Origin of the sequence: Streptomyces decoyicus (genome assembly GCF_019880305.1) — a bacterium.
Taxonomy (GTDB): Bacteria; Actinomycetota; Actinomycetes; order Streptomycetales; family Streptomycetaceae; genus Streptomyces; species Streptomyces decoyicus.
The window spans coordinates 4,578,167-4,592,951 of the sequence record NZ_CP082301.1; the positions used below are offsets into that span (position 1 = coordinate 4,578,167).

Sequence of the window (14,785 nt, forward strand, 5' to 3'; positions counted from 1 at the left end):
CGGCCGGTGGCCGGGCGGGGGTCAGGGCTCGATGACTCCCGCGTGGTCGCTGGACGGCGACAGGATTGCCGACCCGGTGGAGCCGCCGGCGAACTCGGCGTCATAGCCGCCGTGGGCGAGGATGAGCGTCAGGATGAGCGTCTCGTTGAACCGGGCGACACCTTGTGCGTCGGTGGTGGCGGTGCCCACGAGGTTGCTGCCGATCTTGAAGCTGATGGTCTGGCCGGGCACGGGCAGCCCGGTGACCTGGTCGGTCAGCGTGGCGGTCAGGTACGGGAAGTACACGTGCGGCGGGAACAGCTTCGACAGCGCCGGGGTCGCGACCAGCGAGGTGGCGTGGACGGGCAGGAGGTAGGTGAAGCCGTTCACCAGACTGGCACTGCCACCAGGGGTGGTGACGGTGACGATCACAGGACCGGCCGCCGCCCCGGGCGGAATGGTGGCGGTGATCTGCGTGCCGGTGGCGTTGACGCTCACCCCGGTGGCGGGGATGCCGCCGAAGTCGACACTTGCTCCGGTCAGGTTGGTGCCGTTGATCGTCACGACCGTGCCGCCCGCGATGGGCCCTTGGGTGGGGTTGATGATGGTCAGCGTCGGGTCGAATTGGATGACGCTGACGTTGCTCCCGTTGATGTTGCTGACGTAGACCTTGTTGTTGCCGGCGACCGCCACGGCGATCGGTCCGGCGCCTACGGGGATCGGGGCGCCGACGACGGTGTTGGTGGCGGTGTCGAACACCGTCACGCTGTTCGCCGCCCGGTTTGCGGTGTAGGCGATTCCGTCGGCGCCGACCGCGATTCCCCACGGCTGGTTGCCGACGGCGATCGGGGCGCCGACGACGGTGTTGCTGATGGTGTTGATCACCGTCACGCTGTTCGACCCGATGTTGGCGACGTAGGCGTTGCCGTTGGGCGCGATCGCCACGAAGTTCGGCTGGGCGCCGACGGGGATCGGGGCGCCGATCACGGTGTTGCCGGCGGTGTCGATCACCGTCACGGTGTTCGATCCCCGGTTGGTCACGTAGGCGTTGCCGTTGGGGGCGACCGTCAGCCAGACCGGCGTACCGCCGACGCCGATCGGGCCGCCGACGACGGTGTCCGTGGTGGTGTTGATCACCGACACATTGGCCGACCCGGAGTTGGCGACGTAGAGGTCGCCGTTGGGGGCGATCGCCAGCCCGACCGGATTGTTGCCGACAGGGATCGACGTGACGGCCAGGAAGAGGCGCGCCGGGACTGCCGCCCGGCTCATCTGCCCCGCCGGGGCGGGCGCAGCGGCCTGGCCGGGGAGTTCGGCTGTCCGCAGCAGCTCCTGCGACAGCGACTGAACATTCGTACTCATGTGGACCCCTTTTGTGGGGGCCGTCCAGAGATCCCGCTCCGGGGCACCACAACCACAGACCACACGCGCAACAACACGGCGGGCTGCACATCCCCGAGGAGGGATGGGCAGCCCAGTGGTTCGGTGGGTACTTCGTCCCCACACCGCGGGGAAGCGAAACGTCCGCAGGTGAATGACGGCGGCCGGCGCAGCTCGCGGCTGCTCCGCTTCCCCCCGTAGACGCCCTCGATGAGGGGGAGTTCCCCGGTGTCGGCTGATCAGCGGAACGGCAGCGGGCGAACCCGCTCCTCCTCCGGGCGGGGCCCGAAGATGCGGCGTTCGTCGCCGGTGATCGCGACATCGTGGATGCCGGCCTCCCGGCGCCGCATCAGACCGTTCTCGTCGAACTCCCACAGCTCGTTGCCGTAGCTGCGCCACCACTCGCCGGCCGCGTCATGGGACTCGTACTGGAAGCGCACCGCGATGCGGTTGCCGCTGTACGACCAGAGCTCCTTGCGCAGCGCGTAGTCCAGTTCGCGGGTCCACTTCTGGCGCAGGAAATCGACGATCTCGTCGCGGCCGGTGAGGAAGGTGTCGCGGTTCCGCCAGACCGAGTCCTCGGTGTAGGCGAGGGCGACCCGCTCCGGGTCGCGGGTGTTCCAGGCGTCCTCGGCGGCCTGCACTTTCTGTCGCGCGCCCGGCTCGTCGAACGGCGGGAACGGGGGGCGTGGCTCCATGACGGGCTCCCTCTCTCGGCGCGCAGCGGAAATCGGCGCGTCAACCGGGAGAACGATCGTTCTCCCTCGCGTCGGCTAGTGTAGAGAACGATCGTTCTCCCGCAAAGTCACCGGAAGTGTCATGGACCTCGACGAAGCCCGCGCACGGATACTCGACGCCGCGGAGAAGCTGTTCTACGACCGCGGGATCCAGTCCGTCGGCATGGACGAACTCCGCACCGCCGCCGGGGTGTCGCTCAAGCGCCTCTACCAGTGCTTCCCCGCCAAGCACGACCTCGTCGAGGCGTATCTGCGCCGTCGTGACGCCCGCTGGCGTGCCTCGCTCGGCGAGTACGTCGCCGCACACGCCGATGCCCCCGAGGTCCGGCCGCTCGTGGTCTTCGACTGGCTCTACACCTGGTTCTCGGACCCGGGTTTCCGCGGCTGCGCCTTCATCAACTCGTACGGTGAGCTGGGGGCGACCTCGGAGGGGGTCGGCCGCGTCGCCCGGGAGCACAAGGGCGCGCTCCTCTCTTATCTGGCCGACCTGGTCCGGGCCGTACCGGTTGCCCCACCCGAAGCGCTGGCCGGGCAGTTGGCGCTGCTCGTCGACGGTGCGATCACCACGGCCGCGATCACGGGCGAGCCCGACGCCGCCCGGCGGGCCCGTGCCGCCGCCGCAGCCCTCCTGGCAGCGGCCGGCGCGGGGGGCGCGGGGAGGACGGCCGCACCGGCCTGACGGGGTGCGGGACGGCTGCCCCGGCCCCGGCGGCGGTGCGCGACGTCCCGGCCTGATGGCGCCGCGCGACGTCCGCCGTTCGGGCAGCCTTCAGCTTGGCTTCAGGAACGGTGCGTAAGGGTGGGCCGTACGTGCTCACGGAGCGCGTCCGGCAAGTCGGTCCGTCCCGGCGCCGGGGCACGTCGCCGCCCCCTCGACGTCGAGGAGGCGGCCGCGCCACCCATGACCCGACCACACCACGCGCCCCACGAGGGCGAGTAGGAGGCAGGCCACCACCATGCAGCAACTCACCGCCCATGCCCGTTCCTTCGAGGCCCGCTGCGCCGCGCGCGGCGAGGAGTTCCACCGGTTCGGAGCCGGGCAGTCACCGCAGGCCCTGTTCATCACCTGCTCGGACTCGCGGGTCGTGCCCTCGCTGATCACCGGGGCGGCGCCGGGCGATCTGTTCGAGCTGCGCACCGCGGGCAACATCGTTCCCGCCTACCGCCCCGAGCACCCCGCGGGCGAGGCGGCCACCATCGAATACGCCGTGCGGGTCCTGGGCGTCGAGCACATCGTGGTGTGCGGTCACTCCCACTGCGGGGCGGTCGGCGCGCTGGTGCGCGGTGCGGACCTGACCGGCGTGCCCGCTGTGCGGGGCTGGCTGGAGTCCGCCGCGGGGGAGCTCTCGCACGGCGCGGGGGCGGACGCGGCGGACCGCGTGACGCCGGAACTCGCCGACGCCGTCCAGCGGCACGCGCTGGCGCAAGCGGAGCGGCTGCGGGCCTACCCGTGCGTGGGGGAGGGCATCGCCGCCGGGCGGCTCTCCCTGGACGTCTGGTTCTACGAGGTGCATACGGGGGCCGTGCGCAGGCACCGGCCGGAGACGGGGCGCTTTGAGTCGCTGTGAGCGGGCAACCGCCCGGCCCGCCCCGGTCCACCGGACCCCCACCGGCCGCCCCCTACGCACGAAGCCGTACGCGACAAGCCGCATGCGCGAAGCCGTACGCACCGAACCGGAGAGATCCATGCTCACCGCGCTCAAGCGCACCACATCCAAGCTTCCCCCGCTGCCTCCCGGCGCGCTCCGCCGTGACGCGCTCGCCTCGCTCGTCGTCTTTCTCGTCGCCGTCCCGCTGTGTGTCGGTGTGGCCGTCGCCTCGGGAGTGCCGGCCGAACTCGGGCTGATCACCGGCATCGTCGGCGGCCTCGTCGTCGGCTGTCTGCCGGGCAGTTCGTTCCAGGTCAGCGGCCCCGCCGCCGGGCTCACGGTGCTCGTCCATGAGGCCGTGCAGAAGTTCGGCATGGCGTCCCTGGGCGCCATCGTGCTCGCGGCCGGCGTCCTGCAACTGGTCCTCGGCGCGCTGCGCTGCGGCCGGTGGTTCCGGGCGATATCCGTCGCCGTGGTCCAGGGCATGCTGGCGGGGATCGGACTGATCCTCATCCTCGGCCAGGTGTATGCGATGGCCGATACCGACCAGCCCGGCAGCGGCCTCGGCAAGATCGCCGGGCTGCCCGGCCTCGCCGCCGGGATCGCCGGCAGTCCCGAGGCCCTCACCGCGTTCGCGGTCGGCGTGGGCACCCTCGGCCTCCTCGTGCTGTGGCAGCGGATGCCCGCGAAGGTCCGTGTGGTGCCCGGCCCGCTCGCCGCGATCGCCGTCGCCACCCTCGTGACGGCGGTGTTCGCGCTGCCCGTCGCCAAGGTGGAGGTGCACGGCCTGCTGGCGTCGATCCAGCCGCCCGGCCTCGGTGAACTCGGCGGCCTGGCCCAGCTGTCCGTCCTCGGCACCGTGCTCGCCTTCACCCTCATCGCGTCCGCGGAGAGCCTCTTCAGCGCCGCGGCGGTCGACCGGATGACCGACGGGGCGCGCACGGACTACGACAAGGAGCTGATGGCGCAGGGCGCGGGCAACACGGTCTGCGGGCTGCTCGGCGCGCTGCCGATGACCGCGGTGATCGTCCGCAGCGCGACCAATGTGCAGGCCGGGGCGCAGACGAAGGCCTCCCGCATCCTGCACGGTGTCTGGCTGCTGCTCTTCGCCGCGCTGTTCCCGGCGGCCCTCGGGGTCGTGCCGCTCGCCGCGCTCGCCGCCGTCCTGGTGCACGCCGGGGCGAAGCTGGTGCCCGTACGGCAGCTGCCGCAGCTGTGGCGGGAGCACCGGGGCGAGGCGGTGATCCTCGGGGTGACCGCGGGGGCGATCGTCTTCACCAACATGTTCGAGGGCGTGCTGCTCGGCCTGCTGCTCGCCGTCGTGAAGACCGCTTGGGACACCTCGCATGTGCAGGCCGACGTGCGGGAGTTGACCGGCGGGCGGACCCTCGTCTCGCTCAGCGGCAATGCGACCTTCCTGCGGCTGCCCAAGATCCTGGACGCGCTGGAGGCGCTGCCCCGCGACAAGCCCGTCGAGCTGGACCTGACGGAACTGCGGCACCTGGACCACGCCTGCCGCACCGCGCTGGACGGCTGGACCGCGCAGCACAACGGCGCGGCGGCCGCGGCCCCCGGGGACCGGCCGGCCGCGGTGACGGCCGGGCAGCCCGCGGGCGGGCCACCGCAACGCGGCTGATCCGTACGCACCCTGACCGGCCCCGGCGGCAGCAGTCGCCGGGGCCGGTCATGTCTTCAGGGCCGGTCAGCCCACAGGGCTGGTCATCGGGCCGTTCACGCCTACAGGGGCGGCCCCCGCCCTCAGGGCCGGCCACGCCACAAGGCAGGTCACGCCCGCCGAGCGCGTCGTCCTACCCCAGCGCCCGCTCCAGGCATCCCAGCGCCGACGTCAGCTCCTCCGCGGTGATGGTCAGCGGCGGGGCGAGCCGGATCGTCGACCCGTGGGTGTCCTTGACCAGGACGCCTTCCTTCAGCAGGCGTTCGCTGATCTCCCGTCCGGTGCCGAGCGCGGGGTCGATGTCGACGCCGGCCCACAGGCCGCGGGCGCGGAAGCCGGTCACGCCCTTGCCGGTCAGCGCGGCCAGTCCGGTGCGGAGCTGCTCGCCCAGCTCGGCGGCGCGGCGCTGGAACTCTCCGGTGGCGAGCAGTTCGACCACGGCGGAGCCGACCGCCGCCGCCAGGGGGTTGCCGCCGAAGGTCGAGCCGTGCTGGCCGGGGCCCAGCACACCGAGCACCTCGCGGCGGGCGACGACCGCGGAGACCGGGACGATGCCGCCGCCGAGGGCCTTGCCGAGCAGCAGCATGTCCGGGACCACGGACTCGTGCTCGACCGCGAGGGTGGTGCCGGTGCGGCCCAGGCCGGACTGGATCTCGTCGGCGATGAACAGACAGCCGTTGCGCCGCGTCAGTTCGCGGACGCCGGTGAGGTAGCCGTCATCGGGGATCAGGACGCCCGCCTCGCCCTGGATGGGCTCGATCAGCACGGCGGCCGTCGTCTCGTCCAGGGCCGCTTCGAGCGCGGCGAGATCGTTGTAGGGGACGGTGCGGAAGCCGGGGGCGAACGGGCCGAAGCCGATACGGGCCGTGTCGTCGTCGGAGAAGCCGACGATGGTGGTCGTCCGGCCGTGGAAGTTGCCGCCGGCCACCACGATCGTCGCCCGGTCCGCGGGGACGCCCTTGACGTCGTACGCCCACTTGCGCGCGACCTTGATGCCGCTCTCCACCGCCTCGGCGCCGGTGTTCATCGGCAGCACCATGTCCAGGCCGGTCAGCGCGGCAAGACCCTCGGCGAAACCGGCGAGGCGGTCGTTGTGGAAGGCGCGGGAGGTGAGGGTGAGTTGGTCGAGCTGGCGGTGCGCGGCCTCGATCAGTGCCGGGTGCCGATGGCCGAAATTGAGCGCCGAGTAGCCGGCCAGCATGTCGAGATAGCGGCGCCCCTCGACGTCCTCGACCCAGACGCCTTCGGCGCGCGCGACCACCACCGGCAGCGGGTGGTAGTTGTGCGCGAGGACCGGGCCCTCGGCCTGGATCAGCTCCGCGGACGAACGGGGAGCGGCCTGCGCGGGGACGGTGCGGGTGGGAGCGGTCATCAGCGAATCTCCTGGGTGCAGCACTTGATGCCACCGCCGGCCTTGTGGAACTCGGAGAGGTCGACGGGGACGGGGACATAGCCGTGCGCGACGAGCTGGGCGATCAGGCCGGGCGCCTGCGGGGCGACGAAGACATGGCGGCCGTCGGAGACGGAGTTGAGGCCGAAGGCCATCGCGTCCTCCCGGGTGGCGAGCACCGCCTCGGGGAACAGCCGCCGCAGCACTTCACGGCTGCCGGTCGAGAACGCCCCGGGGTAGTAGGCGATGTTCGCCTCGCCCGTCTCCGCCGTCTCCTCGAGGACGAACAGCGCGGTGTCCAGGTGGTAGAAGTACGGGTCCACCAGTTGCAGGCCGATCGTCGGTACGCCGAAGAACTCCTGCACCTCGCGGTGCGCGGCCGGTGTGGTGCGAAAGCCCGTACCCGCCAGGATGTAGCGGCCGGCCGGTACGAGGTCGCCCTCGCCCTCGCACAGCGACTCCGGCCGGTAGACGTCGTACCCGGCCGCCTTGAACCACGTCTCGTACTCCGTGGACTCCGGCCGCCGCTGCGGCGCATGGAAGGACGAGCCGAAGACCCGGCCGCCCACGACGACCGCGGAGTTCGCCGCGAACACCATGTCGGGCAGCCCGGCCACCGGGGGCACGGTCTCCACCGTGTGCCCGTGGTCGCGGTAGGCGCCCATCAGCGTCTCCCACTGGCGCCCCGCGAGGGCGGTGTCCACCTGCGCGTCCGCACGCATCCACGGATTGATCGCGTAACGCACATCGAAGTGTCTGGGCTCGCAGACCAGATAGCGCCGGGGGCGCGACACACGACTCATCGGCACGGGAGGATCCCTTCGCTCCTACGGACATGCGGGGTGACCGGGTGTCACTGAGGGTCACCCGCGGTGCTTCCACGGTAAGGAGCGATGGATTCGGGCCACAAGAAACAAATGCTGCTCGTCAGCGCAGTAATCCTGCGTGTATGCACGCGCTGACGCTGGAATGCTGCGCAAGCCGGAGCGTTTCCGGCCCGTTCGGCCCCGTATCAGGGGGCGGAGCCTCCGGAGGACTGGCGGGCGCCCGCCTCCGGGCTGTCCGGCAGGAGGTGGGACAGCACCATGTAGCTGATCGTCTTGCGGATGAAAGGCTCGGCCCTGATGCGTTCGAGCACCTCCTCGAAGTGCTCGACATCGGTCGCCCGTACGTGCAGCAGCGCATCGGCGCCGCCGGTCACGGTCATCGCCGCCGCGATCTCCGGATGGTTGCGCACGACCTCCGCGAGCCGGCGGGGCGGCGCCGCACTGTCGCAGTACACCTCGACATACGCCTCGGTCAGCCACCCCAGCGCGGCCGGGCGGACGGTGGCGGTGAACCCCGTGATCACGTTGTTCTCCCGCATCCGGTCCACCCGGCGCTTCACCGCGGTGGACGACAGCCCGACCGCCGCCCCGATCTCGGCGAAGCTCGCCCGGCCGTTGTCGATCAACGCCGCAACGATCTTGCGGTCGAGGTCGTCGAAGGGCGCGGCCTTGTTGGTCACTGGGCCTCCCGATTCATCCCGTTCCATCCCGCTCCGTCTCCGTCGCGTTCGCCCTCACGGTAGCGCCGACGCCCCGTCCCGCCCGCCGTCGGACCACCGCTTTGCCGCAACCCTGTGCAGGTCACGGGACACGACCCCACTGGCCTGGACCGAGTGGAGGGGAAGATTCCGGTGAAGTGGCCCTCCTCGTGGACGGGTTGGCTGATGCGCTGCCGCAAGGGGGTGCGTCAGGTCGGCTCCACGCGGTGCAGCCCCGCCCGGCGTACGACCTCCGGGCCCAGTTCTGCCGCTCGGGCGACGAGGGCGGGGCCGTTCCAGTCCGGTGGCCAGCCGTGCCACAGGCGGAGCTTGCCGTTGACGACGACCGCGGTGATCTGGTCGCGGTTCGCGAGGCGGACGAGTTCCCAGCGCAGGTCGTAGGAGGGGGTGAGTTCGGGGACGTCGAGGTTCACGAGGAGGAAGTCGGCGGCCTTGCCGACGGCGATCTCGCCGGTCACCTTGCCCAGTCCGAGCGCATCGGCGCTGCGGGAGGTGGCGTGCTCCAGCCACATCCGGCCGGCGCCGCAGGACGAGTCGCCCGAGGCCATGCCGTACGCCAGGCGTTGTGCGGTCTCCCCGGCGTCGATCAGCCGGAAGCCGTCGGCGCGGGTGCCGTCGGTGCCCATGCCGAAGCGCACGTCCATCGCGGCCAGCATCGTGGCGGGCGCGACTCCGTTGCCCTTCCAGGCGCTGGCCACCGGGTTGTAGCTGATCGCGGCGCCGGAGTCGGCCAGCAGCCGCATCTCCGAAGGGGTGAGGAGGGTGGCGTGTGCGCCCAGGGTGTGCGGGCCGAGCGCGCCGAGGTGGTGCAGCTGCTCCAGGGGGCGGCGGCCGACGGACTTCAACGAGCGTTCCACGGAGGCGAGATGCTCGTTCACGTGGATCTGGAGCACCGCACCGGCCTCCGCGCACAGGTCGGCGGTTTTCTTGATGACCTCGCCGGGGGCGTCCTCGGGGACGGCGATCGCCAGCGAGGGGTGGATCAGCGGATGCCCGTCCCACCGGCCCAGGTGCGCCGGGCCGCCGTTGCCGCTGGAGACGATCTTGGACAGTACGCACCGGATACCGGCTTCCTCCGTCCCCTGCGCGACCGACCGGACGTCCACGGGGGCACGGGTCCCGGCGTCGGCGACGGTGGTGAAACCGCCCCGAAGAGCCTCCAGCGCGGCCAGCTTCGCCGAGACATAGGCGCTCTCCTCGTCCAGGGCATGTTCCAGCGGCTCCCATATGGCCTTGAAGATCTCCGAGGGCTGCCCGAAGGACTGGGCCTTGCCGAAGCTCTGGGTCAGATGGTGGTGCGCGTCCACGAAGCCGGGCATCAGCACGTGGCCGTCCAGGCGGAGCGGCTGAAGGCCGGGGTGCGCGGCGATGAGCTGCTGCGCCGGCCCGATCTTGCGGAACTTTCCGTCCCTGACGAGCACGGCCTGGTGGGGCACCGGCCCGTCCGGCAACAGCAACAACTCGGGCACCAGGAGGTGCTGTCTGCCGTGGAATTGTCCGGGCCGAAGGGTGGATTTGCCGTGGGGGCCGTGGGGGCCGTGAGGGTTGTTGGGGGCGGCCATTGCCGTGCCTCCGATGTGTGCGATGCCCGTGGCGCCGAGGAGGCCGCCTGCGCCGGTCACGCCCGCACCGAGGAGGAATTTCCGCCGTCGGAAGGTGTCGTTTCCCGGCGCCGGTTCCGGCCCCGGAATCGGCCTCGGTTCGCGTTCCGGGTGCCCGTCCCTGGGGACGTCGTGATCGTGATCCTGCCGCTCGGCCGGAGCCTGCCGCTCGTTCGCCAACCCGCTCGCCTGCTTCCCGTACTTCGGTGCGTGGGTGTCCTGTTCGCTGAGCCGTCCCCGGGGTGGCCCGACCCTAGGGCCGGTGCAGAATTGGAACAAGGGTTCCGGCATGCGGGATTTGGTGGAGGGGAGTGCGGGTGGCGGAAGTCGCGCGGGGGTCCGGCAAAGTCCTGGTCATGGCCTGCGTGCGGGGTGTACGGGGTGGCGTAGCCTCGCCGAAATATGGGCCGGAGCCGGGTGCGTGGGCCCACGGTCCCCGCCGGAATCCGCATGGGATCCTGGTGTGTCATGGATCTGCCGGACGGACGGTGGACGTGCGGCGATGACAAGGGTGCACCGATGAGACTCTGCTTCCTGGTGGAGGAGCAGTACCGCCATGACGGCATGCCGCTGGATGTGATCCGCCAACTCGGCGCCTGGGGCCACCAGGTGGACGTGCTGTGGCCCGGCCGCTCGCTGCTCCCCATATCCGAGGCCATCCGCGCGGGCAGCCACGATGCCTGGGTCCTCAAGACCGTCTCCGGCGGCCCGGGGCTGACGCTCTTGGAAGCCGCCTCCTCCGTCGGGCTGACGACGGTGAACGATGTCCGGGCGATCCGTGGCGTACGCGACAAGGCGCTGGCCGCGGTGATCGCCCGCAGCAGTGGGCTGCCCGTCCCCGTGACGTATGCGGCGGTCCGCCTCCAGGAGTTCGCGGAGATACCCGAGGCGGAGTTCCCGCTTGTGGTGAAGCCCGCGGACGGCAGCTCCGGGCGTGCCGTCCGGCTGGTGGCGACGCCGGACCGGCTGCTGGATCCCGTGGAGCCGGATGACGCAGGGGCCCCGGGCGCGCCGGGCGGCGGGCTGCTCATCGCCCAGCCCTATGTGCCCAACTCCGGTACGGATCTGAAGGTGTACAGCGTCGCCGGCCGGCTGTACGCGACCGAGCGGTGCTCCCCGCTGCATCCCGCCCATGCCGTACGCGAACGGCAGGTTCCGCTCACCCCGGAAATCGCCCGGGTCGCTGCCGAGATCGGGACGGTGTTCGGCCTCGATCTCTACGGGGTCGACATTCTGCTCGGGCCCGACGGACCGGTGGTCGTCGACATCAACGACTTCCCGAGCTTCCGTCAGGTACCGGACGCCGTTGCCCGGGTGTCCGCCGCGGTGCTGGAGCTCGCCCGTAACGGGACGGCAGGGCAGGGGGCCGGGTTCCCCACTGCCGGGCAGCCGAGCACCGGGCAGCCGACCGCCGGGCAGTCGAGCACCGGGGAGCCGAGGGCGACGCCCGCCGCTCCCGCCGCCACGCCCGCCCCGTCGACGTCCGCCCCCACGCCCCCGTTCACCATCCCGCCCGTCCCGCCCGCCGCCCCGCGCCCCCGTCCCGCCCGCCGCCCCGCGCCCCCGGCCCGCGGCCTCGATCGGTGGCGGCCGATGAGGGTCGGTCTGGTCACCGCGGATGCCGGCCATCCGCTGTTGGCCGCGGTCACCGAGCTGCTGACCCCGGGGCATCAGGTCGAGTGGCTGGATCCGGGCGGCGAGGTGCGGGACCTGGACCTGTCCTCGCTCGCCGATGTCTACCTCCTCAAGGCGCGGACGCCGCGCGCGCTGGCGCTCGCCGCTCTCCTGGAGGAGCACGGCGCTCCGGTGCTCAACTCCGCGGCGGCGACCGCGCGGTGCCAGGACCGCGTCGAGATGGCCGCGGTCGCCCGCGCGGCCGGACTGCCGTTCGCGGGCACCACCTCCGTGGCCGCGCTCGGGCAGCTGGCCGCAGCGGGCGCACCGGACGGCCCGCTGGTGATCAAGAGCCGGTTCAGCCGGCGCCATGACCTCGTGGCCCGTGCCGACAGCGCCGTACGGCTGCGGGAACTGGCCGCCGCCTGGCCCGACGAGCCGGTGGTGGTGCAGGAGTTCACCGTGAACAGCGGCTGGGACCACAAGCTGTGGGTGGTCGACGGCCGGCTCTTCGCCGGGCTGCGCCGCTCGGAGCTGGCCCCGGACGGCCGCGGGCCGACGCTGCCGCTGCCGGTCGGCGACCTGCCCGCCGGCTGGACGGATGCCGCGCTCCGGGTCGGCGAGGTCTTCGGCCTGGACGTCTACGGCGTCGACCTCCTCGATGCCGGCGGCGGTGCGCCCCTCATCGTGGACATCAATGCCTTCCCCGGCATCCGCGGCCAGGCCGGTGCGCCGGAGGCGCTGGCGCAGCTTGCCCTGCGCACCGCGGCGCACGGCCGGAGCCGCGGCATGGACGAAAGAAAAGTGCCGGAAGCCAGCCAGAAATAGCCCCTGTTCGGAGCTCACCGAACCGAAGTGGAGCGGAGGCGGAAGGTCCTCCTCCGTAAGGCCTAAGGCGCTGACCCCTGGGGTAGCGCTGCCCCGTCGGGAAGGCGTGGTTCCACGTGCCTTCCTTCCGTACGCATGGGGAGAGGCCAGCACGGTGACACAGCCATTCGAATTGCCCCACTTCTATACGCCCTATCCGGCGCGGTTGAACCCGCATCTGGAGACGGCGCGTACGCATTCCAAGAAGTGGGCCCGCTCCATGGGGATGCTGGAGGGCTCGGACATCTGGGAGGAGAAGGACCTCGACGCCCACGATTACGCGCTGCTGTGCTCCTACACCCACCCGGACTGCGACGCGGATGCGCTCTCGCTGGTGACCGACTGGTACGTCTGGGTCTTCTTCTTCGACGACCACTTCCTGGAGATGTTCAAGCGGACGCTCGACCGGGAGGGCGGCAAGGAGTACCTCGACCGGCTGCCCGCCTTCATGCCGATGGATCTGACCGCGCCCGTTCCCGAGCCGACCAACCCCGTCGAGGCGGGACTTGCCGATCTGTGGGCGCGCACCGTGCCGCACATGTCCATGGCGTGGCGGCAGCGCTTCGCCGAGAGCACCGAGCATCTGCTCAATGAGTCGCTGTGGGAACTGTCCAACATCAACATCCACCGGGTGCCCAACCCCGTCGAGTACATCGAGATGCGCCGCAAGGTCGGCGGCGCGCCCTGGTCGGCGGGACTGGTGGAGTTCGCGACCGGCGCCGAGGTGCCCGCGGCCGTCGCCGGATCCCGCCCGCTGCGGGTGCTGCGGGACACCTTCTCCGACGGTGTCCACCTGCGCAACGACCTCTTCTCCTACCAGCGGGAGACGGAGGAGGAGGGCGAGCTGAGCAACGGCGTCCTGGTGCTGGAGACCTTCCTGGACTGCACCACCCAGGAGGCCGCGGACGCCGTCAACGACCTGATCACCTCGCGGCTCCAGCAGTTCGAGAACACGGTGGTGGCCGAACTCCCCGCGCTCTTCCTGGAGAAGGGCCTCGATCCGAAGTCCTGCGCGGAGGTGCTGGCGTACGCCAAGGGGCTCCAGGACTGGCAGTCCGGCGGCCATGAATGGCATATGCGCTCCAGCCGCTACATGAACGGCGGCGGCTCCGCGGCCGGAACCTCGCAGGCCTGGTCGCCCTTCGCCTTCGGCGGGCTCGGCACCTCGGCCGCCGACCTGAAGACGGCGCTGGCCACGGGTGGGGCGCACCGTATCCGCAGCTCCACCCATGTCCCGCACCAGAAGGTCGGCCCCTCGCGCATTCCCGACTTCCTCATGCCGTTCACCACGACGCTCAGCCCGCACCTGGAGGGGGCCCGCCGCCGCGTCGTCGAATGGGCGCACCGGATGGGCATCCTCGGCCCGCAGCCCGGGGTGCCGCTGTCCGACGTCTGGGACGAGCCCGCGATGATCCGCTACGACCTGGCGCTGTGTGCGGCCGGCCTCCACCCGGACGCCACCCCCGAACAACTGGACCTGGGCGCCGCCTGGCTGGCCTGGGGCACGTACGCGGACGACTACTACCCCCAGGTCTTCGGCCGGACCCGCGACATCGCCTCGGCCAAGGTGTGCACCGAGCGGCTGTCGTCCTTCATGCCGCTCGACTCCTCGGCGGAAGTGCCGGAGCCGGTCAACGCCATGGAACGCGCGCTGGGGGACCTGTGGACCCGTACGGCGGGACCGATGACCCCCGAAGCGCGCCGGTCGTTCCGGGAGGCCGTCGACAAGATGACGGCCAGCTGGCTCTGGGAGATCGACAACCAGATCCTGAACCGCATCCCCGATCCGGTCGACTACATCGAGATGCGCCGCGCGACCTTCGGTTCCGACCTCACCATGAGCCTGAGCCGCATCGGCCACGGCCGGCAGGTCCCGCCGGAGGTCTACCGCTCCGGCCCGCTGCGCTCACTGGAGAACGCCGCGGCCGACTACGCCTGTCTGATGAACGATGTCTTCTCGTACCAGAAGGAGATCGAGTACGAGGGCGAGGTCCACAACGGCATCCTGGTCGTCCAGAATTTCTTCGACTGCGACTACCCGACCGCGCTGAACATCATCCATGACCTCATGACGTCGCGGATGCAGGAGTTCCAGCATGTCGCCGCTCATGAACTCCCGGTCGTCTACGACGACTTCGGCCTTTCGCCGGAAGCCCGCAAGGCGCTCGACGGCTATGTCCACGAGCTGGAGAACTGGATGGCCGGCATCCTCACCTGGCACCAGGGCTGCCTGCGCTACATCGAGCCCGAGCTGCGACACCCGACGGGTTCGCCGGGGTGGCTGGGCGCGCCGGCCGGGCTGGGCACGTCGGCCGCCCGCGTCTTCCGGCCGTCGGCGGTGCGTGTGGGGTAGGCGGCAGCGAGCCGGGCGATCCGGGCCGGCCCGGTGCTGCCGGTCCGGTCCGCC

At 71.4% G+C, this 14,785-nt stretch carries 11 protein-coding genes and 1 pseudogene; 6 read left to right on the forward strand and 6 right to left on the reverse strand.

All coding sequences use genetic code 11. The features are described 5' to 3' along the window. Window positions 1–21: 21 nt before the first annotated feature. On the reverse strand, window positions 22–1,341 hold the full coding sequence (locus K7C20_RS20155; RefSeq protein ID WP_030077839.1) for an IPT/TIG domain-containing protein: 1,320 nt from the start codon (window positions 1,339–1,341) through the stop codon (window positions 22–24). A 257-nt stretch (window positions 1,342–1,598) separates the two neighbouring features. After that, window positions 1,599–2,057 (reverse strand): nuclear transport factor 2 family protein, encoded by a 459-nt coding sequence (locus K7C20_RS20160; RefSeq protein ID WP_030077840.1) that lies wholly within the window; start codon window positions 2,055–2,057, stop codon window positions 1,599–1,601. A 121-nt stretch (window positions 2,058–2,178) separates the two neighbouring features. Between K7C20_RS20160 and K7C20_RS20165 the strand changes: the two genes are divergently transcribed. The 3 genes from K7C20_RS20165 (at window position 2,179) to K7C20_RS20175 (ending at window position 5,321) form a co-directional block, all read left to right on the forward strand. Further along, window positions 2,179–2,775 (forward strand): TetR/AcrR family transcriptional regulator, encoded by a 597-nt coding sequence (locus tag K7C20_RS20165; protein ID WP_053210213.1) that lies wholly within the window; start codon window positions 2,179–2,181, stop codon window positions 2,773–2,775. Between the two features lie 277 nt (window positions 2,776–3,052). Next, window positions 3,053–3,664 (forward strand): carbonic anhydrase, encoded by a 612-nt coding sequence (locus K7C20_RS20170; RefSeq protein ID WP_030077842.1) that lies wholly within the window; start codon window positions 3,053–3,055, stop codon window positions 3,662–3,664. Window positions 3,665–3,782: 118 nt separating this feature from the next. Further along, window positions 3,783–5,321: a SulP family inorganic anion transporter gene (locus K7C20_RS20175; RefSeq protein ID WP_053210220.1), complete on the forward strand. Its 1,539-nt coding sequence runs from the start codon at window positions 3,783–3,785 to the stop codon at window positions 5,319–5,321. Between the two features lie 172 nt (window positions 5,322–5,493). Here K7C20_RS20175 and rocD read toward each other — a convergent pair whose 3' ends face one another. The 4 genes from rocD to K7C20_RS20195 form a co-directional block, all read right to left on the reverse strand. Further along, a complete protein-coding gene (gene rocD / locus K7C20_RS20180) occupies window positions 5,494–6,732 on the reverse strand; it encodes an ornithine--oxo-acid transaminase (RefSeq protein ID WP_030077847.1) in 1,239 nt (412 codons plus the stop codon). Continuing rightward, window positions 6,732–7,553 carry a dimethylargininase gene (gene ddaH / locus K7C20_RS20185; RefSeq protein WP_063781310.1) on the reverse strand — a complete coding sequence of 274 codons (822 nt, stop codon included), beginning with the start codon at window positions 7,551–7,553 and terminating at the stop codon, window positions 6,732–6,734. Before ddaH ends, rocD begins: the two co-directional genes overlap by 1 nt. A 209-nt stretch (window positions 7,554–7,762) precedes the next feature. Next, the gene (locus K7C20_RS20190; protein ID WP_030989700.1) at window positions 7,763–8,257 is read right to left on the reverse strand and encodes an Lrp/AsnC family transcriptional regulator; all 495 of its coding nucleotides are present in this window, start codon (window positions 8,255–8,257) and stop codon (window positions 7,763–7,765) included. Between the two features lie 227 nt (window positions 8,258–8,484). After that, the gene (locus K7C20_RS20195) at window positions 8,485–9,858 is read right to left on the reverse strand and encodes an amidohydrolase family protein (RefSeq protein ID WP_245171745.1); all 1,374 of its coding nucleotides are present in this window, start codon (window positions 9,856–9,858) and stop codon (window positions 8,485–8,487) included. Window positions 9,859–10,416: 558 nt separating this feature from the next. Between K7C20_RS20195 and K7C20_RS20200 the strand changes: the two are divergent. The 3 genes and pseudogenes from K7C20_RS20200 to K7C20_RS20210 all read left to right on the forward strand — a co-directional run. Then, window positions 10,417–11,254, forward strand: a pseudogene (locus K7C20_RS20200) (ATP-grasp domain-containing protein); the annotation flags it as partial. 236 nt (window positions 11,255–11,490) lie between these two features. After that, window positions 11,491–12,339, forward strand: coding sequence for an ATP-grasp domain-containing protein (locus tag K7C20_RS20205; RefSeq protein ID WP_053210219.1), 849 nt, complete (start codon window positions 11,491–11,493; stop codon window positions 12,337–12,339). 154 nt (window positions 12,340–12,493) lie between these two features. Continuing rightward, window positions 12,494–14,731, forward strand: coding sequence for a family 2 encapsulin nanocompartment cargo protein terpene cyclase (locus K7C20_RS20210; RefSeq protein ID WP_053210211.1), 2,238 nt, complete (start codon window positions 12,494–12,496; stop codon window positions 14,729–14,731). Window positions 14,732–14,785 lie beyond the last annotated feature (54 nt).